Origin of the sequence: Pseudomonas sp. QE6 (assembly GCF_041379005.1) — a bacterium.
Taxonomy (GTDB): Bacteria; Pseudomonadota; Gammaproteobacteria; order Pseudomonadales; family Pseudomonadaceae; genus Pseudomonas.
In genome coordinates, this window is record NZ_CP166873.1 from 3492263 (window position 1) to 3514406 (window position 22144).

Genomic DNA, 22144 nt, shown 5'->3' on the forward strand with positions numbered 1-22144 from the left:
CCGTCGATCACAGGTCGATGCGCCATCGGCTGGCCTATGCCCCCAGGTGCGCCAAGGCTCGCAGTTTTTGCCCGGCATTCACGACGCGACGTTTGCGTAGCGGCTCGGATGACTCATGGAAGTTCTGCAGCTGAACCGGCTCCCTGAAATGATCCACGTCGGCCGGCTGCAGTGGGCCTTCTTCGGTCGCCAGATCCCTGCGGATGCGGCCTACCAGGCTATCGAGCAGATGCGCATCCTGCTGTTCGTCCAACTGGACCACGCGGCAGGCCACTGCGGCTCCTCCGGCATCACTGAGTGTCATGACCAGATTGCCATCCGGCCGCGAGGCGAACTCCACCTCGAACTCCGGAAACCGGCGGCAGAGATATTGGGTGGCAGGAAGTCGTTCGATCTTCATGTCGCTGTCCTCGGCAATGAGTGGCGAAATCCATCCGTACTCTTTGCAAGGATCATTGCAGGGGGCGTACCAGCGTTAAGGCTTGAGAAGATCCTTTCAGATCATGGATTTACAAGACTTCATTGGAAAGTGCGTCGTGCAGCTTGCAGGAGGCAGCCGCAATCACAAGGCAATTTGCACGATCCCCGGCATCAATGAGGAAGCGGGTTCCGCCCTCTTGTAGTGTCGGGTTTTGCCTTGGGCTTCTGCAGTCGGGCCCGCCGCATGGGGACTCGCAGGATCGCCCACAGGGTCACCACGGCCAGCAGCAGCCAGCCCAGAATCATGAGAGTCACGAACGTGCCCGGATTCATATCGAAAGTCCTCGCCCCTGGTTAAGGGTAGACCACCACGGATCGCGCTGCGCCTTCTCAATGGAGTGGCCGTGGCGTTCGAGCTTCCGATGAAGGCTTGAAAGCCAGGCGTCTACCTGTTATCTGTATATATATACAGTATATGAGGTGAGCCATGCATCAGCCATCGGAATCCGTCCACAATGCCGCATTCATGCACCCGCAGTGGATGCCGTCTCACACATACATAGTGCGTGCACATGGCGATGGCATGACGGGCGCGGGGATCCACCACGACGACCTGCTGCTGGTCGACCGTTCCGAGTTGGCGGCGGAGGGTGAGATCGTCGTTGCGGAGCTCAACGGAGAAGCCTTGATTCGGCGCCTGGCGATCATCGAAGGTGCTTTCGCTCTGTTGCCGGCGAGCGATCGCTATCCGTCCATCAGGGTTGGCGACGGCGATGAGCTGACGATCTGGGGTGTGGTGCGGCGGCGTCTGTCGGGGCAGGGTGTGGCAGTCTGAAGGGGCGGGTAGCGATGCTGACTTTTTGCCATTAGTGGCGAACTCGACGCCGGGGTTATGGTCAGATGCGCTGCCACCGGTTTCAGAGACGGATCGCAACTGCTCATGAGAGCACGGTTCGCCGCATGCCGGGGCATTGTAAGGTGGCTGCAGCCTGATTAGACTGCGCGCAACTCGCACCCCTGTCCCCCTCGAAGGACTCCCATGATCAAGAAATGTCTGTTCCCGGCCGCTGGCTACGGCACCCGCTTCCTCCCGGCCACCAAGGCCATGCCCAAGGAAATGCTGCCGGTGGTGAACAAGCCGCTGATCCAGTACGCGGTGGAAGAGGCCCTGGAAGCCGGCCTCGGCGAAATCGGCATCGTGACCGGCCGTGGCAAGCGTTCCCTCGAAGACCACTTCGACATCAGCTATGAGCTGGAACATCAGATTCGCAACACCGACAAGGAAAAGTACCTGGTCGGCATCCGTCGCCTGATCGACGAGTGCACCTTCTCCTACACCCGCCAGATCGAGATGAAGGGCCTGGGTCACGCCATCCTGACCGGCCGCCCGCTGATCGGCGATGAGCCGTTCGCCGTCGTCCTGGCGGACGACCTGTGCCTGAACCTGGAAGGCGACAGCGTCCTCAAGCAGATGGTCAAGCTGTACAACCAGTTCCGCTGCTCCATCGTGGCGATCCAGGAAGTGCCGCCGGAAGAGACCAACAAGTACGGCGTGATCGCCGGCGAGATGATCCGCGACGACATCTACCGGGTGAACACCATGGTCGAGAAGCCGAAGCCGGAAGAGGCTCCGTCGAACCTGGCGATCATCGGCCGTTACATCCTGACTCCGGACATCTTCGACCTGATCGAACAGACCGAGCCGGGCAAGGGCGGTGAAATCCAGATCACCGACGCCCTGATGAAGCAGGCCCAGGACGGTTGCGTGCTGGCGTACAAGTTCAAGGGCAAGCGTTTCGACTGCGGTAGCGCCGAGGGTTACATCGAGGCGACCAACTTCTGCTACGAGAACCTCTACAAGACCGGCAAGGCCTGGTAAGTCCAGGGTTCTTCCCGGTTCGTCGAAAAAGCCACCTTCGGGTGGCTTTTTCGTTTCCTGGCTTTGGGGCTTGGCGCCATCACATCGAGGGCGGGATTGGCATGGCCTCCGAGCCGGGCCCCAGCGGTTGCCCGTAGCTGAATTCGACGTAGTTGCCGGCCGGGTCGCGCAGGCCGCAGTAATAGCCCACCGGGTAGGGCTCCTCCCGCGGCGCCCAGATCAGGCAGCCCGCGTCCTGCGCTTCCTGGGCGATCCGGTCCACTTCCGCATGGCTGTCGACGGCAAAGCCGAAGTGGCTGTAGTCGTCGCTGGCCAGATGGCGTGCCTCGCCGCCGGGCATGATGACGAAGATGAAGCTGTGTTCCTTGCCCGGTTCGGCCATCCAGACTATCCGCGAGCCCTTGCCCTCGCGCTGATGGATGATGCGCATGCCGCAGAAGCGCTCGTAGAAGGCGATGCAGGCGTCCAGGTCGGGAACGTGCAGGGCGAGGTGGGTCAGGCTCGGTCGCATGGGAATACCTCCTTCGGTTCCTGGCAGGATAGGTCAGGGCGTATAAGGTATGCTGCCTGGCATATCCACGCGGAGAAGCATGATGTCTTTCGATTTTGACCTGTTCGTCATCGGCGCCGGTTCCGGCGGTGTGCGCGCCGCGCGTTTCGCGGCGGGCTTCGGTGCGCGGGTCGGCGTCGCGGAGAGCCGCTACCTGGGCGGCACCTGCGTGAACGTCGGCTGCGTGCCCAAGAAGCTGCTGGTCTATGGGGCTCACTACCATGAAGACTTCGAGCAGGCCGCGGGTTTCGGCTGGACAACCGAGGGCGCGAAATTCGATTGGCCGACCCTGATTGCCAACAAGAACCGCGAAATCCATCGCCTCAACGGCATTTACCGCAATCTCCTGGTCAACAGTGGTGTAACGCTGCTGGAAGGCCATGCGCAACTGCGTGACGCGCACACCGTCGAGGTCGACGGGCAGCGCTTCACGGCCAAGCACATCCTGCTTGCCACCGGCGGCTGGCCGCAGTTGCCGGATATCCCCGGCAAGGAGCACGCCATCACCTCCAACGAGGCGTTCTTCCTCGAGCAACTGCCGCGTCGCGTGCTGGTAGCGGGGGGCGGTTATATCTCGGTGGAGTTCGCTTCGATCTTCCACGGCCTGGGCGTCCAGACCACCTTGCTGTACCGCCGTGAGCTGTTCCTGCGCGGCTTCGACCGCAGCGTGCGCGAACACCTGCGCGACGAGTTGACCAAGAAGGGCGTCGACCTGCAGTTCAATGCCGATATCGCCCGCATCGACAAGCAGGCCGACGGCACGCTGCTGGCCACCCTCAAGGATGGCCGTGTGCTGGAGGCGGATTGCGTGTTCTACGCCACCGGCCGCCGTCCGATGCTGGACAGCCTGGGGCTGGAGAACGTTGCGGTCGAGTTGGATGAGCGTGGCTTCATCAAGGTGGACGAGGCGTATCGCACCAGCGAGCCGTCCATCCATGCCATCGGCGATGTGATCGGCAAGGTGCAGCTGACTCCGGTCGCGCTGGCCGAGGGCATGGCGGTGGCGCGGCACCTGTTCCGCCCGGAGGAGTACCGCCCAGTGGACTACAAGTTGATCCCGACGGCCGTGTTCAGCCTGCCCACCATCGGCACCGTCGGGCTGACCGAGGATGAAGCGCGCGCCGCCGGCCACAAGGTCAAGCTCTTCGAGAGCCGCTTCCGTCCGATGAAGCTGACCCTGACCGAGTGCCAGGAGCGGACCCTGATGAAGCTGATCGTCGATGCCGAGAGCGACAAGGTGCTGGGCTGCCATATGGTCGGCCCGGATGCCGGGGAAATCCTCCAGGGGATCGCCATTGCGCTGAAGGCCGGGGCGACCAAGCGGATATTCGACGAAACCATCGGTATCCACCCGACGGCGGCGGAAGAGTTCGTCACCCTGCGGACGCCGGTCGGCGCCTGACCCAGATCGTCACGGCGGAAACGAAAAAGCCGGTGCATTGCACCGGCTTTTTTGTGGGTCTGAACTGCCCCTCAGTTGGCGCGCTCCAGCGGGCCATGGGCAGTTTCCTGCCGCTGGGAGTAGCGCTGGGCGAGCACCGCGCAGACCATCAGCTGGATCTGGTGGAACAGCATCAGCGGCAGCAGGATCACGCCCACGCTGCTGCTGGCGAACAGCACCGAGGCCATGGGCACGCCGGTCGCCAGGCTCTTCTTCGAGCCGCAGAAGACGATGGTGATTCGGTCTTCCACGGAGAAGCCGAGGTAGCGACCAAGCAGGTTGGTGGCGATGAGCACCAGGGCCAGCAGCACGCAGCAGGCGACCGTCAGTCCGGCCAGTGCGGGCAGCGGGATCTGGTGCCAGAGCCCCTGGATCACCGCGGCGCTGAAGGCGGTGTAGACCACCAGCAGGATCGATCCCTGGTCGACGTAGCGCAGCACCGGCTTGTGGCGGTCGACCCAGGCGCCGATCCAGGGGCGCAGCAGTTGGCCGGCCATGAAGGGCACCAGCAGTTGCAGGGTGATCTTGCCGATGGCGTCGAGGGTCGACATGCCGGTCTCGCCCTGGGTGCCGAGCAGCAACTGCACCAGCAGCGGAGTGACGAAAACGCCCAGCAGGCTGGAGGCGGAGGCGCTGCAGATCGCCGCCGGGATGTTGCCGCGTGCCAGCGAGGTGAAGGCGATCGCCGATTGCACGGTGGCGGGCAGGGCGCACAGGTAGAGCATGCCCAGGTACAGGTCCGGAGTGACCAGCGGCGACAGCACCGGCTTGAGTGCAACACCGAGGATCGGGAAGAGCATGAAGGTGCAGGCGAATATCAGCAGGTGCAGGCGCCAGTGGGTGGCACCGGCGATGATCGCCTGGCGCGACAGCTTGGCGCCGTGGAGGAAGAACAGCAGCGCGATGCCCAGGTTGGTGGTCCAGCCGAAGATCACCGCCGCCGTGCCTTCGCAGGGCAACAGGCTGGCGACCGTCACGGTGGCGATCAGCGCCAGGGTGAAGTTGTCGGGAAGCAGGCGTGGGCGAGCCATGGGCACATCTCTCGTGTTGTTGTGTAAGTGACCGCGCCCGGCGGAGGCGGGCGGTAGCTTGCACTCTAGTCACGACGGGATGTGCCGGCTAACGCCAGAGAGCCAGATTATGTCGCTGAACGGACAGCCCGTGGCTCATCGACATGCAGATCGACCGAGCAGACGCTGACCATCCCGCGCATGCGCTGAGCGATCACCTCGGCGCGGTACCGGGGCAGGGTGTTCACCCGCAAGGCGATGTCCAGCCAGTCCTCCCGCCGCGACGCCTCGACCTCCATTGGTACGTGGCCCTGCAAGGCGAACTGGTTCAGCAGCCGGCAGAGGATATCGGCGTCGATCTCGGCGCGAATCAGGTAGCGAACGTCGGCAGCGGTTTCGGCCGGAACCGGACGATCCTGTCGATCCAGCGGGAAGTCGGGAAGGGGGAGCGCGAGAAGGGTCATGGCAGCCGGCCGTTCGGGAGGGAAGTTAAGGAGATTGTGCGGACTGCCGGGAGGATTTATTTGCCTGTTTCCTGCATGGCTGGATGAATTTGTGCATTAATGATTCTCTATGGACTAGATTCGGGAATTATTAATGCCAGTTTCTTTGGATGCCCAAGACAGGAAGATCCTCGCCCTGCTGCAGGAGGAGGCGACGCTCTCCACCGCCGAGATCGCCGAACGCATCGGTTTGTCGCAGTCGCCGTGCTGGCGCCGGATTCAGCGCTTGAAGGACGAGGGCGTGATCCGCAAGCAGGTGACCCTGCTGGATCGCAAGAAGATCGGCCTGAACACCCAGATATTCGCCCAGGTTAAGCTCAATGCCCACGGGCGCAACCACCTGACGGATTTCGCCCAGGCCATCGGTGAGTTCCCCGAGGTGCTCGAGTGTCATGTGCTGATGGGCGCGGTGGACTTCATGCTGCGCATCGTCACGGAGGACGTGGAGGCGTACGAGCGCTTCTTCTTCGAGCGGCTGTCCCAGGTGCCGGGCGTGCAGGAAATCAACTCCATCGTTGCCCTGTCCGAGATCAAGTCCACCACCAGCCTGCCGCTGCCGCGCGGCTGAAGGGCGCCGGTGTGGCCGGCGCCCGGGCGGTCACACGCCGCCGAGGTAATCCATCTTGCCGACTTCCACGCCGTTGTGGCGCAGGATGTCGTAGGCGGTGGTGATGTGGAAATAGAAGTTCGGGTTGACGAAGCCGAGCAGGAAGTCGGCGCCCGTGAAGCTGATTTCGCGGGTGCGCAGCTTCAGCTCGATGGTGCGGTTCTCCGCTCCGTCGAACTGCTCGGGCTTCAGGGTCTTGAGAAAATCGACGGTCTTGCTGATCCGCGCCTGCAGCTCGGCAAAGGTGGTTTCCTCGTCGGCGAAGCTCGGCACCTCGACGCCGGCCAGGCGCGCGCCGGCGCCCTTGGCGGAATCACTGGCGATCTGCACCTGGCGCGCCAGCGGGAACATGTCCGGGGCGAGGCGGGCGTTGATCAGGACGGATGGGTCGATGGACTTGGCTTCGGCATGGGCTTGGGCCTTGGCGAGGATCGCCGAGAGGTTGCCGAGCATGCGGATGAAGACGGGAACGGAGGCCTGGTAGATCGAGAAGGACATGCTGCGTACTCCAGACAGGGAAAAGGGCGCTCGTCGCGGGGGACGGCTGTCGGAGTCTACTGCCGGGCCGGCGTGCTGTCGCCTGGCTTCAGCGCCCGGCGACACGGGGTGACGGACAGCGGCTGGAATCGACCTCGCCGACGTAGGGATTGCCCCAGCCCATCACGCAGCCGACCATCTGGTTGCGCTGATGCTCCCAGGTTTCCACCGGGTACTGCTTGCTCCAGGCGGTGAACAGCTGGCGGTCCTGCTTGGACAGCTTCAGGCCGTAGCGGTCGCTCATGTAGAAGTAGGTGCGGGCGATCATCCCGCGGATCTGCGGGCGGGGCATGGCCTTCTTCGCCTTGAAGTCGATGACCATCGGGCAGGCGCCGTACTGCGGGGGCTGCTTCGGCAGCCAGCCATAGCTGAAGTTGCTTCGGTCGCCGTTGACCTCGCCGATGCTCGGCACCAGGTTGAACAGGTCGGCCTCCGCCTTCTGGTAGACGCGGTCGTGCCGCGAGCAGTTGCTGCGTCCGCCGCTCTGCCAGCACTGGCGCTGGTGGCCGATCACCCAGGCCGGGACGATGTGCTCCCACTCGATGCGCGAGGCACGCTTGGCGTTCTTGCGCGGGGTGTAGCCGCAACTCTTGAGGTCCACCGTGTTGCCGCTGTAGCGGCAGCCGCAATAGAACTCCACCGATTGCCGGGCATAGAGCTTGCGACCGACCTTCTTGGCTTCCTCGAAGGTACGCGGTGCGGCGGCGGAGGCAACGGCGGGAATGGCGAGAATCAGCAGCAGGGACAGGCAGCGTCGGAACATGAGGTATTCCTTACGAAAGTCGCTGCATCTTACTGATTGAGAAAGAATTGCCAATCGTGGCAATCGAATGGCAAGGCTGTCTGGAGCCTGGCGGACCAGGTTGGAACGGGGTTTTGCCGTGGCGGGGGTGGCGATCAGCGGAATTTCTTTATATTCAGGATTATATTTATTATGTAACTATATGAAATTTAATGATTTATATTGTTTGTCGATATTCGACGTCTGGCCTGCACAACCCCGGGATGGATTGGTATCCTGAAACCTTTCCAGATATCCCGGAGCATCCCATGAAGAGTCTCGGAAGCCTGGCGCTCATCGCCTGCTGCGCTCTGGCGACACCGGTGCTGGCGCAGCAGAGGTTCTCCGGTCATGTAGAGCCCCAGCCCCAATACCAGCGGCAATCCCCGTCCTCGTCGCAGTGGCAGCAATCGCCGCCGGTGATCCAGCGCATCTATGTCAGCCCGGGGGCCAGCGGCAGCGTGGACAGTTCGTCGAGGTGGCAGCGCAATGACGGATATGGCGGTGTGCAGGTACCGCGCGGCTACGGTGAGTCGCGTTCGAGCACGGTGATCATCGATCAGTCCGGAGGGGGCATCCGACAGAGCATCGAATACCCCAATGGCGCGGTGTACCCGGTGACGCGGCCCTGACGGGTCAGTCGCGCTGGTCGTCGCGGGTCAGGCGGGATTTGCGCAGGCCGCCGTGGCTGTAGAACAGCCCGGTGTCGCCGCGCCAGTGGAAGAGTGTGGCAAGGAAGGCGGAGCTGATACGGCCGACGTCCCAGCTGCGCAGTTTGCGGTAGGCCCAGTGCCAGCTGTCGGCATTCGAGGAGTCGCCCATGGAATCGTCCTTGATTCGAAAAGCGGAAGTACAAGGACGTTAGTGCGCAGGACGGGCCTGCGCAAGTCTCCGCTCCCGCGCACAGTTCGGCGGTCAGCTGGCCGCCGCCTCCTCGACGTATTCCTTGAGCCAGCGCAGCACCTCCACGGCGTCCCAGCGGCTGGGGTCGAACATTGCATAGGCCTGTCCCTGGTAGCCGACCACGTCCAGCGGGCGATGGTAGCCGGCGCGTTGCAGCAGCGCCTCGATCTCGGCGAAGCAGGCGTTGAAGTGCGTGCGGCTGAAGGGGGTCTTGCCTTCGGTGACCAGCCCTTCGAGGAGCAGCTCCTCGACGGCTTCGCGCACTTCATCGATGGCCATGTGATTCACGGTGTACTTCAGCTGATGGATGCTCACCATCGCTCGCTCCTTGAGAGGGACCGACCCTCGTAATGCGGCGCTCCGTGATGCCGGTTCGTCGCGCCTTTGTCGTCGTTGAAGGAATGTTCTCAAAATACTGTATGCATGAACAGTATTTTGTGATTACTATTGCCTCGCTGTCTGACCGAATCCATGGAGAGCCCACAGACCGCCGAAATGGCGTCCGGGGTCCGTCGACGAATGAGGAGGGTGTAGCAATGCTGGGGAAACTGATGGCGTGCTTGATGCTGGCGGTACTGGCTGGCTGCGCGGAACCGCCGATGGACGTGCCCAGGGCCAATGGCGCCTATCTGATCATAGAGGGGCGTGAGGCCTGGGCGGTGTTGATCGCCGACGGCAAGCGCATCGAAGAGCGCGGCACGGTGCATGACGCCATCCGCCTGCCGAAGGCGCGCTCCAGCATCGCCGCCAGTTATGTGATCGACACGCCCAACTGCGGCCGGCTGCAGTGGCTGACCGAGGCGGAAGGTGATTCCGTGGTGCGTCTGACGCCCGGTGACGATGAGCAGGACCTGTCCGCCTGCCGGATCAGCGGCGGCCTCAGCCGGGTGTGGACGGCCCTGGATTATTCGAGCTGACGGCGTCTCGTCGGGCGACGAAATTTGTTGCAAATGCTCATGAAGTCTTCACGATTTTTTCACGAGAGTGAGGGGAGTATGAATCCCAGCTAAAGGATTAGCTCCCCATGAAAAAGCCCGCATACGAGCGGGCTTTTTTATGCCTGTCATCTGGCCGGGCGCAGCCGTCAGCGATGGCTGAAAACGCTCAGTTGCGCGCGACCTGGAAGGCCTCGCCGGTGGCGAAGAAGGCGCCGCCGGCCTGGTAGTGAATGGTGCGCAACTCGTCGCTGGGGAAGTGCCAGCGGCCGTTGGAGAAGGCGCGCTCGTCCGCGTAGGCGGCCACCACCTCGGCGATGAACAGGTCGTACTTTTCCTGGTTGTTCGGCTCGCTGATCACCTTGCATTCCAGATAGGCCACGCAGCCTTCGACGATCGGCGCTTCGATCTGGCGTGCCCGCGCGGTGCGGATATCCAGTTGCTCGAACTTGTTCATCTCGCCGCCGTTGCTGGAGCCGACCGCCAGGGTCAGTTCCGCCTGCTGGCGCGAGGGCAGCTGGATGACGAAGGCCCCGGCGCCTTCCACCAGGTGACGCGACCAGGTGTTGCGGTCGAGCACCAGCAGCAGCTTGGGCGGGTCGAAGTCCAGCGGCATGACCCAGGCGGCGGCCATGACGTTGGCGACGCCGTCGTGTTCGCTGGTGACCAGGGTGCTCGGGCCGTGGTTGAGCAGCAGGTAGGCCTTTGCCAGCGGCACGTCTTTCAGGTGACTCATGGTGTGGTCCTCGGGGCTGGGCTCAGAGCAGCAGGCCGTCCACCGGCTTCAGCGGTTCGGGCAGGGGCGTCTCGCCGAGGATTTCCAGCACGGCGATTTCCAGGTTGCGACTCATGGCGTCCAGCGGCAGGTCGTTGGGTTGGGTGTCGAACGGGTCGGCGATCTGGTCGCCCAGGGCATCCAGGCCGAAGAAGGTGTAGGCCAGCACGCACACCGCCAGCGGGGTGAACCAGCCGATGCTGTCGACCAGGCAGAACGGCAGCAGGAAGCAGTAGACGTGCACGATGCGGTGCAGCATCAGGATGTAGGGGTAGGGAATCGGGGTGTTGCGGATGCGCTCGCAGCCGCCGAGCACGTAGGAGAGCCGGGTCATCTGCTGGTCGATGGCGGCCAGGGTAACGTCGCCGGCACCGGCCTGCCGGGCGCGCTCGGCAAAGCGCTGGCCGAGGCTGGCCAGCAGGGCGTTGGTTGGGGAAGCGGTGGTGTCCAGCGCGGCCGCTTCTTCTGTGCCGAGCAGGCGGCGCACGTCCTCGCTCTGCGGGTTGCCGCGCAGTTGGTCGCGTAGCACGTAGGCGAAGGCGATCAGCGGGTTGCACAGGCTGCGGCGAGCTTCCGGGTCGAGGTCCGGCAGCAGCGAGCGGGTCTGGCGGGCGAGGTTGCGCGTCACGATCAGCAGCTCGCCCCACAGGGTGCGCGCCTCCCAGAAGCGCTGGTAGGCCACGTTGTTGCGAAAGCCCAGGAAGATGGCCAGCGTCAGGCCCCAGAGGGTGAAGGGCGTGGAGGTGATGACCACCTTGTAGTGGTAGAGCGTGCCGTGGGTGGCTACCACCAGCGAGCTGAGCAGCACCGTGTAGAGCACCTTGCGCCAGATGGCCGGGATGATCGAGCCCTTCAGCGAGAACAGCAGGACCCAGAGTGTCGGGGTTTGCGGGCGGAGGATCATGCGGCGGTATCCGGTGGGGCGGAGCGCGCATGATAGCCGAGATAGGTAGGTTGCGGCGGCCCTTGTAGGAGCGAGCTTGCTCGCGAAAAACCCCGCAGCGAGGAGGTTCGCGAGCAAGCTCGCTCCTACGAAAAGCGCCTAGTGAGAAGCGGCTTAGCCCTGCTGGTAAAGCTTCACGATCGCCGAGAAGTCCAGCTGGCCGTTGCCCTGGTTGCTGAAGGTCTGGAACAGCTGCTGGGCCAGCGCGCCGAGCAGCACCGGCTGGCGCACCTGGCGGGCGGCCTCGCTGGCCAGGCCCAGGTCCTTGAGCATCAGGTCGGTGCCGAAGCCGCCGCTGTAGCCGCGCGCCGCCGGCGCGCCGGTGAGCGGGTTGTTCACCTCCGAGCTCCAGCAGCGGCCACTGGAGGTGTTGATGATGCCGGCCAGCACTTCCGCGTCCATCCCCAGCTTCACGCCCAGGGACATGGCTTCGGCCACGCCGATCATGGAAATGCCCAGCAGCAGGTTGTTCGCCACCTTGGCCACCTGGCCGTTGCCGGCGCCGCCGCAGTGCACGATGTTCTTGCCCATGGCCGCCAGCACCGGGCGCGCGCGTTCGAAGTCGGCCTGCTCGCCACCGACCATGAAGGTCAGGGTGCCCGCCGCAGCGCCGGCGGTGCCGCCGGAGACCGGCGCATCCAGCATCGGGTTGCCGTGGGCCTGGGCGGCGGCGGAGACCTCGCGAGCGTTCAGCGGGTCGATGGTGGACGAGTCGATCAGCAGCACGCCGGACTGCACGTTGGCCAGCAGACCGTCGTCGCCGAGGAAGACCTGCTTCACGTGGGCGGCGGCGGGCAGCATGGTGATGATCACCTCGACGTCGTCGCGGGCCACTTCGGCGGGCGAGGCAAGCGCGCGGGCGCCGAGGGTGACGGCCGCTTCCACGGCCTTGGCGGAGAGGTCGAAGACGCTCAGGTCGAAGCCGGCCTTGAGCAGGTTGGCGGCCATGGGGCCGCCCATGTTGCCGAGTCCGATGAAGCCGATGCGCATGGGGTTGTCCTCTTGTTCTGATGGTCGGACAGGAAACGGGCCCCGGCCCGCCAGCATCCTGGCTGGCGTCCGGAGCGGTTGGGGCGGGAAGGGCTTACTTGAGGTGGATGGTGGTATTCACCGCGCCACCGACTTCGTTCTCGTCGAACCAGCGTTCGGTGACGGTCTTGGTCTGGGTGTAGAACTGCACCACCTGCTTGCCGTACGGGCCGAGATCACCCAGCTTGGAGCCGCGCGAGCCGGTGAAGGAGAACATCGGCACCGGCACCGGGATCGGCACGTTGATGCCGACCTGGCCCACGTCGATCTCTTCCTTGAAGTGCCGTGCGGCGGCGCCGGAGCGGGTGAACAGGGCGGTGCCGTTACCGTTGGGGTTGGCGTTGATCAGCTCGATGGCCTCGTCGAAGGTCTTCGCCGACACCACGCAAAGTACCGGGCCGAAGATTTCTTCGCGGTAGATGGTCATCAGCGGGGTGACGCCGGAGAATACGGTCGGGCCGACGAAGTTGCCCTTGGCGTAGCCGGCGACCTGCGGGTTGCGGCCGTCCAGCTCCAGCTTGGCGCCTTCCTGGACGCCGCGTTCGATCAGGCCGCTGACGCGGTCCAGCGCGGCGCAGGAAACCAGCGGGCCGACGTCGGTATTGGCTTCGGTGCCGCCGCTGACCTTGAGGCTCCTGGCCTTGGCCACCAGCTCGGGAATCCATTCGTTGGCCTCGCCGACGAGAATCGCCACCGACAGGGCCATGCAGCGCTGCCCAGCGGCACCGAAGGCGGCGCCGGCGATGGCATTGAGGGTCTGCTCCTTGTTGGCGTCGGGCAGCACGATGGCGTGGTTCTTCGCACCCATCATGCACTGCACGCGCTTGCCGGCCTGCGAGGCGCGGTTGTAGACGTGGGTGCCGACGCGGGTCGAGCCGACGAAGGAAACGGCCTTGATGTCGGGGTGGTCGCAGATCGCGTTCACCACGTCCGGGCCGCCATGGATGACGTTGAGCACGCCCGGCGGCACGCCGGCCTCATGGGCCAGTTCGACCAGGCGCATGGTCACCATCGGGTCCTGCTCGGAGGGCTTGAGGACGAAGGTGTTGCCGGTGGCGATCGCCATCGGGAACATCCACAGCGGGATCATCGCCGGGAAGTTGAAGGGGGTGATGCCGGCGCAGACGCCGATGGGTTGCAGCAGGGTGAAGGTATCCACGCCGCCGGCCACGTTGTTGGCCAGCTCGCCCAACTGCAGGTTGCCGATACCGGCCGCGTGCTCGACCACTTCCAGGCCGCGGAATACATCGCCTTCGGCGTCGGGCAGGGTCTTGCCCTGTTCGGCGGTGAGGATCGCCGCCAGCTCCTTCATGTTCTCGCGGATCAGCTGCTGGTACTTGAGGAAGATGCGCGCGCGGGCACCGATGGGGGTTTTCTTCCAGGTCTTGAACGCGGCCTTGGCGCTGGCCACGGCGCGGTCGACTTCCTCTTGCGTGGCGAAGGGCACGCGGGCGAGGACTTCCTGGGTGGCGGGGTTGATCACATCGCGCCATTCGGAGGTGGTGGACTCGACGGGCTTGCCGTCGAGGAACAGTTTGACGGTAGGGACGGCAGTTGCGGTCATCGGGATTCTCCCAGCCTGAGGCTTTCTTGTTGTCTGAACCGATCCTAACAGTGCATTTTTGATGTTCTCAATGCGGTGATGTGCAAGTATGGTCTGCGTTTTTGCACAATTGCCGCAAAGTGGGGCGATTCATGGATTGGGATAACCTGCGTTTCTTCCTCGAACTCTCACGCGCCGGCAAGCTCACCGTCGCGGCCCGCCGCCTGGGCGTGGACCACACCACGGTCGCGCGCCGCCTGCAGGCGCTGGAGAAGAGTATCGGTGCGCAACTGCTGGTGCGCGAGCCGGGCGGCTACCGGCTGACCGAGGCCGGCCACGGCCTGCTGCCCCAGGCTGAGGCGATGGAAAGCGCCTGCAAGGTGATCGAGAAGCGCCTGGCGGGGGCCGAGGACAACCTCTCCGGCAAGGTGCGCATCGGCGCCACCGAAGGCTACGGATCGACCCTGCTGACCTCGCAACTGGTGGAGCTGAACCGCCGCCACCCGCACCTGGGAGTGGACCTGCTGGCGGTGCCACGGGCGTTGCAGCTGTCGCGCCACGAGGCGGACATCGTGATCACCCTGGAACGGCCGGGACGCGGCCCCTACCTGATCACCCGGCTGACCGACTATGTGCTACGGCTCTACGCCTCGAAGGACTATCTGGCCGAACGCGGACCGATCCGCAACCGCGATGACCTGCGCGATCACGCGCTGGTGGGCTACGTCGACGACCTGCTGTACAGCAAGGAGCTGCAATACCTCGACGAGATCGGCCGGCCGCTGCACATGGCGCTGCGGTGCACCAGCATCCTCGCCCAGCAGCGGGCGGTGGCGGAAGGCGCCGGGCTGGCGATCCTGCCGGCGTTCGCGGCAGCCGAGGACCCGTCATTGCAGCCGGTGCTGGCGGGGGAAATCGAATTCGTGCGGACCTTCTGGATGCTGATGCCGACCGAACTCAAGGACATCGCGCGGATGCGTACGACCTGGGATTTCCTGCGGGAGAAGGCGGAGGGAAGCCAGGATGCACTGATGGGGCGCAGTGGCTAATGCGGACGTATCGAGCATGCGATGCATGCCTCAAAAGAAAACGGGCGGCCCATTGGCCGCCCGTTTGCGTTACGCCAGGCCGACGTAGAGGTTCTGCACGTCGTCGTTGCCATCCAGGGCATCGAGGAAGGCTTCGACCTCTTCCAGCTCCGTGCCGGACAGGCTGACCGGGTTCTTCGCCTTGTAGCCCAGCTTGGCCGAGGCGACGGTGAAACCGTGCTCCGGCAGGGCGCGGCAGACGGCATCCAGGTCGGTGGAGTCGGTGAGGAACAGGGTGTCGCCGTCTTCCTCGCCCGGTTCGAAGTCCTGGGCGCCGGCTTCGATGGCGGCCAGTTCCGGATCGGCATCGGCGCTGGCCGGGGTGGCCTCGACCATGCCCAGGTAATCGAAGTCCCAGGCTACCGAGCCGGAAGCGCCCAGCTGGCCCTTGCGGAACAGCACGCGGATTTCCGCGACGGTGCGGTTCACGTTGTCGGTCAGGCATTCGACGATCACCGGCACGCGGTGCGGGGCGAAGCCTTCGTAGACCACGCGCTCGAAGCTGGCGCCGCCGTCCAGCAGGCCGGCGCCCTTCTTGATGGCGCGCTCCAGGGTGTCGCGGGGCATCGAGGCCTTCTTGGCCTGCTCGACGACCAGGCGCAGTTTCGGGTTCATGTCCGGATCGGCGCCGTTACGCGCGGCGATCATGATTTCCTTGGACAGTTTGCCGAAGATGCGGCCCTTGGCGTTGGCTGCGGCTTCTTTGTGTTTGGCTTTCCACTGGGCGCCCATAGTGATCTCTAGCTGGCGGTGACTGATAGGCGGCAAGTCTAAGGGCTGGCGCGGCCGCTGGCGATATCTGGCGGACCGGCGAGGCTTTTGGTAGGCGCGAGCTTGCTCGCGAACCGTCCATGTATGGAGTCGCCGGGAGGTCCGTTCGCGAGCAAGCTCGCTCCTACAGGGGTTGATCGCCCTGGGCGGAGAGGAAGTCGTACAGCCGCTCATCCAGCGAATGCGCGACGTTGAAGCGCATCCACGGCACGCTGCGCCCGTCGGGCATGAACAGCTGGCCGGGGAACAGCAGGATCTTCGCCTCCTTGGCTCGGCCGGCGAGCAGGGTGGCGTCATCCACCGCGCGGTGGCGGGCCCAGAGGAACAGCCCGGCGCGGGGCTCGTGGAAGATTTCCAGGCCGGCCGCCTCCAATCGCCGCGCCACGCTGTCGTGGGCCTCGCTGAGCTGGTCGCGCAACTGCTTCACATGCTTGCGGTGGCGGCCCTGCAGGAGGATGTCCAGCGCCAGGGTCTCGGTGAGCTCCGAGCTGGTCAGGCCGCTGACCATCTTCAGCGGCACCAGCTCCTCGATCAGCTCCGGGTGGGCGGCGATGAAGCCCGTGCGCAGCGCCGGGGCGATGACCTTGGACAGGCTGCCGATGTAGATCACCCGCGCCAGTTGGTCGAGGTTGGCCAGCAGCATCTGCCCGGCGGGATCGAGGTCGGCGTAGATGTCGTTCTCGACGATGAGGAAATCGTACTTCTCCGCCAGTTGCAGCAGGCGGTGGCTGGCCGCAAGGGACAGGCTGCCACCGGTGGGGCTCTGCAGTCGCGCCTGGGTGAAGTAGACCTTGGGCCGATGCTCGCGGGCCAGTTGCTCCAGGCGGTCGAGGTCCAGGCCATCGGCGCTGCGCGGCACGCCCAGGAGCTGCGCGCCCTGCAGGCGCAGGTTGAGGAACAGGTTGTGGTAACCGGGCTCGTCCACCAGCACCGGGTCGCCGCGCTGCACCAGGTAGCGCACCGTCAGGTCCAGGGCCTGGCTGGCGCCGGCGGTCAGCAGGATCTGCTCGGGGCTGGCGGCAACGCCGGCATCGGCCAGGCGGTCGGCCAGCTTGCCGCGCAGCTTCGGGTTGCCCTTGCTGTGGCCGTAGTTGCCGAACTGCGTGGGCTCCTCCCGCGCCAGGCTGCGCAACCCGCGCAGCAGGCCTTCACCGTCGAGCCAGTGCTCGGGCAGCAGGCCGACGCCGGGGCGGATCTCCATGCCCAGTGGCTGGAAGACCTTGTGCAGCAGCAGGTGAGCGTCGAAGTCGAACTCCGGCGGCGCCTCGCTGCCGGCGCTGTCTTCGACCACCGGGCCGCGCACGTAGAAACCGGCGTTGGGTACGGCGTTCAGGCAGCCGCGCGCCACCAGCCGGTCATAGGCCTCGACCACGGTGAAGTGGCTGACGCCGTTGGCCTGGGCGAACTTGCGGATCGAGGGCAGCTTGGCGCCGGGGCGCAGGCGCTGCTCGTCGATGGCCTGGGCGATGCCGTCGACGATCTGGGTGACCAGGGGAATGTCCGAGGTGGGGTCGAGCAACAGCATCCGAAGGTCCGTTCACGTAGGGGGAAATCTGTACAGGTCCGGCGACCATAACAGCACTGCAGAGGGGGCCTTGTTCCTGTGCATGGTGCGCCGTGGCGCGGGCCAGCACTATCGGCCCGGTGATGCGGCAGCGCGCCGCACCGGCCTGATAACAAGGAACCGCCATGCGTGACACAGCTTACAACATCGATCCGTCCAGTATTTCCACCGAAGAGTGGCAGGCGCGTTGCGACCTCGCCGCGCTGTACCGGCTGATCGCCCATTTCCGCTGGACCGACCACATCGACACCCATATCTCCGCGCGGGTGCCGGGCGAGCCGGGGCATTACCTGATCAACCGCTACGGCGTGCTGTTCCACGAAATGCGTGCCTCGGACCTGGTGAAGGTCGACCACGCCGGCGACGTCATCGACCCGCGCTTCGGCCCGAAAAGCGTCAATCGCGCCGGCTTCAACATCCACTCGGCCGTGCATGCCGCCCGTGAGGACGTGGCCTGCGTGATCCATACCCACACCGCCGCCGGCATCGCCGTGTCCGCCCAGGAAGAAGGCCTGCTGCCGATCAGCCAGCACGCGCTGAAGTTCTATAACCGCCTGGGCTACCACGACTACGAGGGCATCGCCCTGGACCCGGACGAGCGCTCCCGTCTGGTGCACGACCTGGGCAGCCATATGGTGATGATCCTGCGCAACCACGGCCTGCTGGCGACCGGGCGCTGCATCGCCGAAGCCTTCAACCAGATCTACTTCCTCGAGCGCGCCTGCCAGGCGCAGATCCAGGCGCTGGCCGGCGGCCGCCAGCTGCGCTACCCGCCGCAGGCGGTGTGCGAACGCGTCGCCGTGCAGGAAGAGGAAGCCCTGGCCGACGGCTTGCACCTGCTCGCCTGGGAGTCGGCGCTGCGCCTGATCGCCGACGGCGAGGCCGACTACCGCAGCTGACCCGCTGTCACCGTGCTCCGGCCCGCAGAGGCCGGGCGCCTGCGTGCTTTAACCATCTGCCAACAACAAAGCCAAGAGGTGGAAATGAAGAACCCGATTCTGGGAGCCCTGCTCATGGGCGTGGCGTCCGGCGCCATGGCCGCGGACCTGACCGTGATCTCCTTCGGCGGCACCAGCAAGGACGTGCAGACCGAAGCCTTCTACAAGCCCTTCGAGAAGAAGGAAGGAGCGAAGGTGATCGCCGGCGAGTACAACGGCGAAATGGGCAAGATCAAGGCCATGGTCGATACCGGCAGCGTCAACTGGGACGTGGTGCAGGTCGAGGGGCCGGAGCTGCTGCGCGGCTGCGACGAAGGCCTTTTCGAGACGCTCGACCCGGCGAAGCTGGGCAATACCGCGGATTATGTGCCCGGCACCGTCTCCGACTGCGGCGCCGGCCTGCTGGTGTGGTCGATGGCCATGGCCTACGACGCCAAGCGCCTGCCCAATGGCCCGACCGGCTGGGCGGATTTCTGGGACACCCGGAAATTCCCCGGCAAGCGCTCGTTGCGCAAGGGCGCCAAGTACACCCTGGAAATCGCCCTGCTGGCTGACGGGGTGAAGAAGGAAGACCTGTACCAGGTACTGGCGACGAAAGAGGGCGTGGACCGCGCGTTCAGGAAGCTCGACCAGATCAAGCCGTCGATCCAGTGGTGGGAATCCGGCGCGCAGCCGATGCAGTTCCTCGCCAGCGGCGACGTGGTGATGAGCACCGCCTACAACGGCCGCGTGTTTGCCGCCCAGGAGGAGGGCGCGCCGATGAAGGTGGTGTGGAACGGCAGTCTGTATGCCATCGATTCCTGGGCGATCCCCAAGGGCAGCCCGAACAAGAAGGCCGCCGAGGACTTCATCGCTTTCTCGCTCAAGCCCGAGCAGCAGAAGATCCACACCCTGAAGCTGGGCTACGGCTCGGTCAACCTGGGCACCACCGCGTTGCTCGATCCGAAACTGGTCGAGCGCCTGAACACGGCGCCGGCGAACCTGGAGCAGGCGGTGCCGGTGAACTTCGCGTTCTGGGTGGATCACGGGGAGGATCTGGAGCAGCGCTTCAATGCCTGGGCGGCGAAGGCGCCTTGATCCGGCGCCGCGGGTGATGGCCGCTAGCTCCCGGTAGGAGTCGCGGTCTTCTGCATACTCGTAGGATGGCGTAGAGCGAAGCGAAACCCATCAATACGGTGCACTGACAGCATGGGTATCGCTTCGCTCCACCCATCCTACGGGGCGCTGACGTGGGGATGGCTTGCTGCGTACGTCATCACCGCGAGCTCGAGATGCGCCGGGTTCGCGAGCAAGCATTGCACAAAAATCGCCCCTACACCCGCCGCCAAACACTCGCCAACCACGGCTGCTGCTCCCGCGGCAGCCCGGCCGGCCGGTAGTAATGCTCCAGCTCCACGAAGCCGGCGGCCTCCAGCAGCTGCTTCCAGTTCTCCCAATCGTGATAGGAACCGTAGCGCGGGCCGTTCCAGCCCTCGGCGTTCTCGCCGCGCGGGTTGGAGGCGAACAGCACGCCGCCTAGCTTCAGCGCGTCGCGCAGCTGGCCGAGCACGCGCGGCAGTTCCTGGCGCGGCACATGGAACAGGCTGGCGTTGGCGTAGATGCCGTCGAAGCGCTCGGCGGGCAGGTCGAGGGCGAGGAAGTCCTGCTGCCAGACCTCGCAACCGCTGCTCTCTCGGGCCATGGCGACGAAGTTCGGACAGCCGTCCAGCCCGACCGGCTGGTGCCCCATGGAGCGGAACACGCACAGGTCGCGGCCGGGGCCGCAGCCGAAGTCGAGCAGGGCGAAGGGCGGTTCGGCCTGGATATGGCGCAGCAGGGCGGCGATGTTCTGGCTGACATCGTGCTCCCAGGTGCCTTCGCGGAAGGTGTCGGCGTTGGCCTGGTAGTGCTCCAGGGTCAGCCGGGAAATATCGCGCAGGGTCTGGTCGTCGAGGCTCATTGCGGGCACGGGGATGATTCATCGGAGCTGTCATCTTAACGCGACTTTGAAAGTCAGCCGCGGCAAACGGCGACCCATGTGCAGGCCTAGACTGGCGGCAAGACTGACCGGAGCACAGCCATGACCACCCTCGCACGACAGATTGCCGAACTGGACTGGCCGGCCCTGGCCTCGCAGCTCGACGCCAGCGGCCAGGCGCTGATTCCCGGCCTGCTCGACGCGGCCCAGTGCGAGGCATTGCGTGCGCTCTACGCGCAGGACAAGCCGTTCCGCAGCCGCGTGGTGATGGCGCGATACAATTTCGGTCTGGGCGAATACCGCTACTTCGCCTATCCCTTGCCAGCGCGGGTGCAGGCGCTTCGCGAAGCCTTCTACCCGCCGCTGCGGAGCATCGCCAATACCTGGCACGAACGCATGGATACCGGGATCAGCTATCCGGAAACACACGCCGACTTCCTGGCCCAATGCCACGCCGCCGGCCAGTTGCGCCCGACGCCCTTGCTGCTGCGTTACGGCGCCGGCGACTACAACTGCCTGCACCAGGACCTCTACGGCGAGCTGGCCTTCCCGTTGCAGGTGGCGATCCTGCTGTCGCGGCCCGGCGAGGAGTTCGAGGGTGGCGAGTTCGTCCTCACCGAGCAGCGCCCGCGCATGCAGTCGCGGGTGGAGGTGGTGCCGCTGAGGCAAGGCGATGCCGTGGTGTTCGTCGTGGCCCAGCGGCCGGTGCGGGGCGTGCGCGGCTACCACCGGGTAAACCTGCGCCACGGCGTCAGCCGCCTGCACAGCGGCGAGCGCTACACCCTCGGGGTGATCTTCCACGACGCGCTCTGAGCGTTACCATCGGCGCTTTCCATGGAGCCAGGAGTACGCCCATGCGGTACGAGGTCATCCGGCCCCACCGCAGCGAATATCCCGAGCCGATCACGCTCAGCAAGGGGACGGCACTGACGGTGGGCGAGCGCTATGAAGGTGAGGAAGGCTGGCAGGACTGGTACTTCTGTTCGACGGCCGGGCAGAAGGATGGCTGGGTGCCGGCGCAGGTCTTCCAGTTGACGGCTCCGGGCGCCGGAATCGCAGCGGAGGACTACACCGCCCGCGAACTCGATGTCGAGGTCGGCGAGCGGCTGGAAGGCGGCCGGGAACTGGGCGGCTGGCGCTGGTGCAGCCGGGGCGGCGGCGAGTCCGGCTGGGTGCCGCTGGCCTGCCTGCGCGAAGCCGGTCTCAGCGGACCCGGCCGAGCTTGATGGTCAGCGGCCAGCTCACGGCGCGCTCCGGTGCATCGCCCCAGGCCTGGGCGAACTGCTCGCGCAGCGGCTCCACCGGGTCCAGCCCGGTCGCCGCGCGGTAGCTGGCGACGGCGGACCAGCTTTCGAAGTAGCCCAGCAGGCGCGCCAGGTCCCAGGTCGCCTCCAGGGCGAAGGCCGGCGTCGGCACCTGCTCGAAGGGGAAGGCGATGGTTTCGTAGCCGGTTTCCACGTGCTTGCGCTCGGGCGCCCAGTAGGGGCCGACGACGTCGTGGTAGAGATGGCTCACCAGGGTGTCCAGTTCCGGGGTGATGTTCAGCATGTTGTAGGAGATCACCGCCAGCAGTGCCTCGGGCCGGGAGACGCGGCGCACCTCCTCGTAGAAGCGCGGCACGTCGAACCAGTGCAGGGCCTGGGCTACCAGGGTGAGGTCGACGCTGGCCGGCGCCAGCGAGGTGCTTTCCGCCGGTTCGCAGCGGTAGTCGACGTTGGGCAGGCGCGGCGCCTTGTCCAGCTGTGTGGCGTTGATGTCGGTGGCGACGACCCACTCGAAGTGCTTCGCCAGGTCTTCGGTGGCCTGGCCCGAACCGCAGCCGCAGTCCCAGGCGCGTGTCGCGCCGGGCGCGACCTGGGCCAGCCAGGCGAAGAAAGCCGGGTCGTAGGTCGGGCGATTGGCGCGGTAGGCGTCGGACTGGGCGGTGAACAGCGAGCGCGTGTCGGTGCAGGTCGGCATGGCGGGCCTCG

General features: G+C 65.3%; 27 protein-coding genes. 11 read left to right on the plus strand and 16 right to left on the minus strand.

Translation table 11 applies throughout. The annotated features are described in order from the left end of the window. Nucleotides 1–34 precede the first annotated feature (34 nt). Nucleotides 35–400 carry a DUF3509 domain-containing protein gene (locus ACAW63_RS16240; RefSeq protein WP_371226786.1) on the minus strand — a complete coding sequence of 122 codons (366 nt, stop codon included), beginning with the start codon at nt 398–400 and terminating at the stop codon, nt 35–37. A gap of 507 nt (nt 401–907) precedes the next feature. Between ACAW63_RS16240 and ACAW63_RS16245 the strand changes: the two genes are divergently transcribed. Continuing rightward, nucleotides 908–1255, plus strand: coding sequence for a LexA family protein (locus tag ACAW63_RS16245; RefSeq protein ID WP_371226788.1), 348 nt, complete (start codon nt 908–910; stop codon nt 1253–1255). Nucleotides 1256–1459: 204 nt separating this feature from the next. Then, a complete protein-coding gene (galU, locus tag ACAW63_RS16250; protein WP_275607532.1) occupies nt 1460–2299 on the plus strand; it encodes a UTP--glucose-1-phosphate uridylyltransferase GalU in 840 nt (279 codons plus the stop codon). Between the two features lie 79 nt (nt 2300–2378). Here galU and ACAW63_RS16255 read toward each other — a convergent pair whose 3' ends face one another. Continuing rightward, complete coding sequence (locus tag ACAW63_RS16255) at nt 2379–2810, minus strand: VOC family protein (RefSeq protein ID WP_275607531.1); 432 nt, start codon at nt 2808–2810, stop codon at nt 2379–2381. 82 nt (nt 2811–2892) lie between these two features. On the opposite strand from ACAW63_RS16255, the gene gorA reads away from it, so the two are divergent. Further along, nucleotides 2893–4251 (plus strand): glutathione-disulfide reductase, encoded by a 1359-nt coding sequence (gene gorA, locus ACAW63_RS16260; protein ID WP_371226790.1) that lies wholly within the window; start codon nt 2893–2895, stop codon nt 4249–4251. 71 nt (nt 4252–4322) lie between these two features. On the opposite strand, the gene ACAW63_RS16265 is transcribed toward gorA, so the two are convergent. Then, nucleotides 4323–5321: a bile acid:sodium symporter family protein gene (locus ACAW63_RS16265; protein WP_371226792.1), complete on the minus strand. Its 999-nt coding sequence runs from the start codon at nt 5319–5321 to the stop codon at nt 4323–4325. A gap of 107 nt (nt 5322–5428) precedes the next feature. Further along, the gene (locus tag ACAW63_RS16270; RefSeq protein ID WP_371226794.1) at nt 5429–5764 is read right to left on the minus strand and encodes a hypothetical protein; all 336 of its coding nucleotides are present in this window, start codon (nt 5762–5764) and stop codon (nt 5429–5431) included. Between the two features lie 133 nt (nt 5765–5897). On the opposite strand from ACAW63_RS16270, the gene ACAW63_RS16275 reads away from it, so the two are divergent. Further along, nucleotides 5898–6371: an Lrp/AsnC family transcriptional regulator gene (locus tag ACAW63_RS16275; RefSeq protein ID WP_371226796.1), complete on the plus strand. Its 474-nt coding sequence runs from the start codon at nt 5898–5900 to the stop codon at nt 6369–6371. 30 nt (nt 6372–6401) lie between these two features. Here the strand turns inward: ACAW63_RS16275 and ACAW63_RS16280 are convergent, their stop codons facing one another. Both ACAW63_RS16280 and ACAW63_RS16285 read right to left on the minus strand, forming a co-directional pair. Beyond that, on the minus strand, nt 6402–6908 hold the full coding sequence (locus ACAW63_RS16280; RefSeq protein WP_371226798.1) for a DUF1993 family protein: 507 nt from the start codon (nt 6906–6908) through the stop codon (nt 6402–6404). Between the two features lie 88 nt (nt 6909–6996). Next, a complete protein-coding gene (locus ACAW63_RS16285; protein WP_371226800.1) occupies nt 6997–7710 on the minus strand; it encodes an endonuclease in 714 nt (237 codons plus the stop codon). Between the two features lie 287 nt (nt 7711–7997). On the opposite strand from ACAW63_RS16285, the gene ACAW63_RS16290 reads away from it, so the two are divergent. Further along, nucleotides 7998–8360, plus strand: coding sequence for a hypothetical protein (locus ACAW63_RS16290; protein ID WP_371226802.1), 363 nt, complete (start codon nt 7998–8000; stop codon nt 8358–8360). A gap of 4 nt (nt 8361–8364) precedes the next feature. On the opposite strand, the gene ACAW63_RS16295 is transcribed toward ACAW63_RS16290, so the two are convergent. Next, on the minus strand, nt 8365–8550 hold the full coding sequence (locus ACAW63_RS16295; protein ID WP_275607524.1) for a hypothetical protein: 186 nt from the start codon (nt 8548–8550) through the stop codon (nt 8365–8367). Nucleotides 8551–8643: 93 nt separating this feature from the next. Beyond that, nucleotides 8644–8949 (minus strand): transcriptional regulator, encoded by a 306-nt coding sequence (locus ACAW63_RS16300; RefSeq protein ID WP_275607523.1) that lies wholly within the window; start codon nt 8947–8949, stop codon nt 8644–8646. 218 nt (nt 8950–9167) lie between these two features. Here ACAW63_RS16300 and ACAW63_RS16305 point away from each other — a divergent pair, with 218 nt between their 5' ends. Continuing rightward, nucleotides 9168–9548, plus strand: a complete 381-nt coding sequence (locus ACAW63_RS16305; protein WP_371226804.1) for a hypothetical protein — start codon at nt 9168–9170, stop codon at nt 9546–9548. A 187-nt stretch (nt 9549–9735) separates the two neighbouring features. Here ACAW63_RS16305 and ACAW63_RS16310 read toward each other — a convergent pair whose 3' ends face one another. From ACAW63_RS16310 to ACAW63_RS16325, 4 genes are all read right to left on the minus strand, one after another. Then, nucleotides 9736–10302, minus strand: coding sequence for a flavin reductase family protein (locus ACAW63_RS16310; RefSeq protein WP_371226806.1), 567 nt, complete (start codon nt 10300–10302; stop codon nt 9736–9738). A gap of 22 nt (nt 10303–10324) precedes the next feature. After that, a complete protein-coding gene (locus ACAW63_RS16315; protein ID WP_371226808.1) occupies nt 10325–11245 on the minus strand; it encodes a bestrophin family protein in 921 nt (306 codons plus the stop codon). A gap of 153 nt (nt 11246–11398) precedes the next feature. After that, on the minus strand, nt 11399–12274 hold the full coding sequence (gene mmsB / locus ACAW63_RS16320) for a 3-hydroxyisobutyrate dehydrogenase (protein ID WP_371226810.1): 876 nt from the start codon (nt 12272–12274) through the stop codon (nt 11399–11401). A 94-nt stretch (nt 12275–12368) separates the two neighbouring features. Next, nucleotides 12369–13877: a CoA-acylating methylmalonate-semialdehyde dehydrogenase gene (locus ACAW63_RS16325; protein WP_371226813.1), complete on the minus strand. Its 1509-nt coding sequence runs from the start codon at nt 13875–13877 to the stop codon at nt 12369–12371. A gap of 131 nt (nt 13878–14008) precedes the next feature. Here ACAW63_RS16325 and ACAW63_RS16330 point away from each other — a divergent pair, with 131 nt between their 5' ends. Beyond that, the gene (locus ACAW63_RS16330; protein WP_275607517.1) at nt 14009–14905 is read left to right on the plus strand and encodes a LysR family transcriptional regulator; all 897 of its coding nucleotides are present in this window, start codon (nt 14009–14011) and stop codon (nt 14903–14905) included. 69 nt (nt 14906–14974) lie between these two features. Here the strand turns inward: ACAW63_RS16330 and ACAW63_RS16335 are convergent, their stop codons facing one another. Further along, the gene (locus tag ACAW63_RS16335) at nt 14975–15676 is read right to left on the minus strand and encodes a YebC/PmpR family DNA-binding transcriptional regulator (protein WP_275607516.1); all 702 of its coding nucleotides are present in this window, start codon (nt 15674–15676) and stop codon (nt 14975–14977) included. Between the two features lie 163 nt (nt 15677–15839). Next, the gene (locus ACAW63_RS16340) at nt 15840–17240 is read right to left on the minus strand and encodes a PLP-dependent aminotransferase family protein (protein WP_371226815.1); all 1401 of its coding nucleotides are present in this window, start codon (nt 17238–17240) and stop codon (nt 15840–15842) included. Nucleotides 17241–17404: 164 nt separating this feature from the next. Here ACAW63_RS16340 and ACAW63_RS16345 point away from each other — a divergent pair, with 164 nt between their 5' ends. Both ACAW63_RS16345 and ACAW63_RS16350 read left to right on the plus strand, forming a co-directional pair. Continuing rightward, a complete protein-coding gene (locus ACAW63_RS16345) occupies nt 17405–18178 on the plus strand; it encodes a class II aldolase/adducin family protein (protein ID WP_371226817.1) in 774 nt (257 codons plus the stop codon). Nucleotides 18179–18262: 84 nt separating this feature from the next. Next, on the plus strand, nt 18263–19294 hold the full coding sequence (locus ACAW63_RS16350; RefSeq protein WP_371226819.1) for an ABC transporter substrate-binding protein: 1032 nt from the start codon (nt 18263–18265) through the stop codon (nt 19292–19294). 235 nt (nt 19295–19529) lie between these two features. Here ACAW63_RS16350 and ACAW63_RS16355 read toward each other — a convergent pair whose 3' ends face one another. After that, nucleotides 19530–20156, minus strand: coding sequence for a class I SAM-dependent methyltransferase (locus tag ACAW63_RS16355; RefSeq protein ID WP_371226821.1), 627 nt, complete (start codon nt 20154–20156; stop codon nt 19530–19532). 120 nt (nt 20157–20276) lie between these two features. On the opposite strand from ACAW63_RS16355, the gene ACAW63_RS16360 reads away from it, so the two are divergent. Together ACAW63_RS16360 and ACAW63_RS16365 are read left to right on the plus strand one after the other, a co-directional pair. Then, nucleotides 20277–20987 (plus strand): 2OG-Fe(II) oxygenase, encoded by a 711-nt coding sequence (locus tag ACAW63_RS16360; protein ID WP_371226823.1) that lies wholly within the window; start codon nt 20277–20279, stop codon nt 20985–20987. Between the two features lie 41 nt (nt 20988–21028). Beyond that, entirely contained in the window at nt 21029–21400 is a 372-nt protein-coding gene (locus ACAW63_RS16365; protein WP_371226825.1) for an SH3 domain-containing protein, read from the plus strand. Here ACAW63_RS16365 and ACAW63_RS16370 read toward each other — a convergent pair. Continuing rightward, the gene (locus ACAW63_RS16370; RefSeq protein ID WP_371226827.1) at nt 21378–22133 is read right to left on the minus strand and encodes a class I SAM-dependent methyltransferase; all 756 of its coding nucleotides are present in this window, start codon (nt 22131–22133) and stop codon (nt 21378–21380) included. The genes ACAW63_RS16365 and ACAW63_RS16370 overlap by 23 nt on opposite strands. Between the last annotated feature and the right edge of the window lie 11 nt (nt 22134–22144).

What these genes read in the sequence shown, in the direction of transcription:
- ACAW63_RS16360 (WP_371226823.1), top strand. Translation starts at nt 20,277, where the DNA reads ATGACCACCCTCGCACGACAGATTGCCGAACTGGACTGGCCGGCCCTG.
- ACAW63_RS16255 (WP_275607531.1), bottom strand. Translation starts at nt 2,810, where the DNA reads ATGCGACCGAGCCTGACCCACCTCGCCCTGCACGTTCCCGACCTGGAC.
- ACAW63_RS16355 (WP_371226821.1), bottom strand. Translation starts at nt 20,156, where the DNA reads ATGAGCCTCGACGACCAGACCCTGCGCGATATTTCCCGGCTGACCCTG.
- ACAW63_RS16265 (WP_371226792.1), bottom strand. Translation starts at nt 5,321, where the DNA reads ATGGCTCGCCCACGCCTGCTTCCCGACAACTTCACCCTGGCGCTGATC.
- ACAW63_RS16300 (WP_275607523.1), bottom strand. Translation starts at nt 8,949, where the DNA reads ATGGTGAGCATCCATCAGCTGAAGTACACCGTGAATCACATGGCCATC.
- ACAW63_RS16315 (WP_371226808.1), bottom strand. Translation starts at nt 11,245, where the DNA reads ATGATCCTCCGCCCGCAAACCCCGACACTCTGGGTCCTGCTGTTCTCG.
- ACAW63_RS16350 (WP_371226819.1), top strand. Translation starts at nt 18,263, where the DNA reads ATGAAGAACCCGATTCTGGGAGCCCTGCTCATGGGCGTGGCGTCCGGC.
- ACAW63_RS16240 (WP_371226786.1), bottom strand. Translation starts at nt 400, where the DNA reads ATGAAGATCGAACGACTTCCTGCCACCCAATATCTCTGCCGCCGGTTT.
- gorA (WP_371226790.1), top strand. Translation starts at nt 2,893, where the DNA reads ATGTCTTTCGATTTTGACCTGTTCGTCATCGGCGCCGGTTCCGGCGGT.
- ACAW63_RS16245 (WP_371226788.1), top strand. Translation starts at nt 908, where the DNA reads ATGCATCAGCCATCGGAATCCGTCCACAATGCCGCATTCATGCACCCG.
- ACAW63_RS16365 (WP_371226825.1), top strand. Translation starts at nt 21,029, where the DNA reads ATGCGGTACGAGGTCATCCGGCCCCACCGCAGCGAATATCCCGAGCCG.
- mmsB (WP_371226810.1), bottom strand. Translation starts at nt 12,274, where the DNA reads ATGCGCATCGGCTTCATCGGACTCGGCAACATGGGCGGCCCCATGGCC.
- ACAW63_RS16370 (WP_371226827.1), bottom strand. Translation starts at nt 22,133, where the DNA reads ATGCCGACCTGCACCGACACGCGCTCGCTGTTCACCGCCCAGTCCGAC.
- ACAW63_RS16275 (WP_371226796.1), top strand. Translation starts at nt 5,898, where the DNA reads ATGCCAGTTTCTTTGGATGCCCAAGACAGGAAGATCCTCGCCCTGCTG.
- ACAW63_RS16345 (WP_371226817.1), top strand. Translation starts at nt 17,405, where the DNA reads ATGCGTGACACAGCTTACAACATCGATCCGTCCAGTATTTCCACCGAA.
- ACAW63_RS16330 (WP_275607517.1), top strand. Translation starts at nt 14,009, where the DNA reads ATGGATTGGGATAACCTGCGTTTCTTCCTCGAACTCTCACGCGCCGGC.
- ACAW63_RS16310 (WP_371226806.1), bottom strand. Translation starts at nt 10,302, where the DNA reads ATGAGTCACCTGAAAGACGTGCCGCTGGCAAAGGCCTACCTGCTGCTC.
- ACAW63_RS16305 (WP_371226804.1), top strand. Translation starts at nt 9,168, where the DNA reads ATGCTGGGGAAACTGATGGCGTGCTTGATGCTGGCGGTACTGGCTGGC.
- ACAW63_RS16325 (WP_371226813.1), bottom strand. Translation starts at nt 13,877, where the DNA reads ATGACCGCAACTGCCGTCCCTACCGTCAAACTGTTCCTCGACGGCAAG.
- ACAW63_RS16270 (WP_371226794.1), bottom strand. Translation starts at nt 5,764, where the DNA reads ATGACCCTTCTCGCGCTCCCCCTTCCCGACTTCCCGCTGGATCGACAG.
- ACAW63_RS16340 (WP_371226815.1), bottom strand. Translation starts at nt 17,240, where the DNA reads ATGCTGTTGCTCGACCCCACCTCGGACATTCCCCTGGTCACCCAGATC.
- galU (WP_275607532.1), top strand. Translation starts at nt 1,460, where the DNA reads ATGATCAAGAAATGTCTGTTCCCGGCCGCTGGCTACGGCACCCGCTTC.
- ACAW63_RS16335 (WP_275607516.1), bottom strand. Translation starts at nt 15,676, where the DNA reads ATGGGCGCCCAGTGGAAAGCCAAACACAAAGAAGCCGCAGCCAACGCC.
- ACAW63_RS16290 (WP_371226802.1), top strand. Translation starts at nt 7,998, where the DNA reads ATGAAGAGTCTCGGAAGCCTGGCGCTCATCGCCTGCTGCGCTCTGGCG.
- ACAW63_RS16295 (WP_275607524.1), bottom strand. Translation starts at nt 8,550, where the DNA reads ATGGGCGACTCCTCGAATGCCGACAGCTGGCACTGGGCCTACCGCAAA.
- ACAW63_RS16285 (WP_371226800.1), bottom strand. Translation starts at nt 7,710, where the DNA reads ATGTTCCGACGCTGCCTGTCCCTGCTGCTGATTCTCGCCATTCCCGCC.
- ACAW63_RS16280 (WP_371226798.1), bottom strand. Translation starts at nt 6,908, where the DNA reads ATGTCCTTCTCGATCTACCAGGCCTCCGTTCCCGTCTTCATCCGCATG.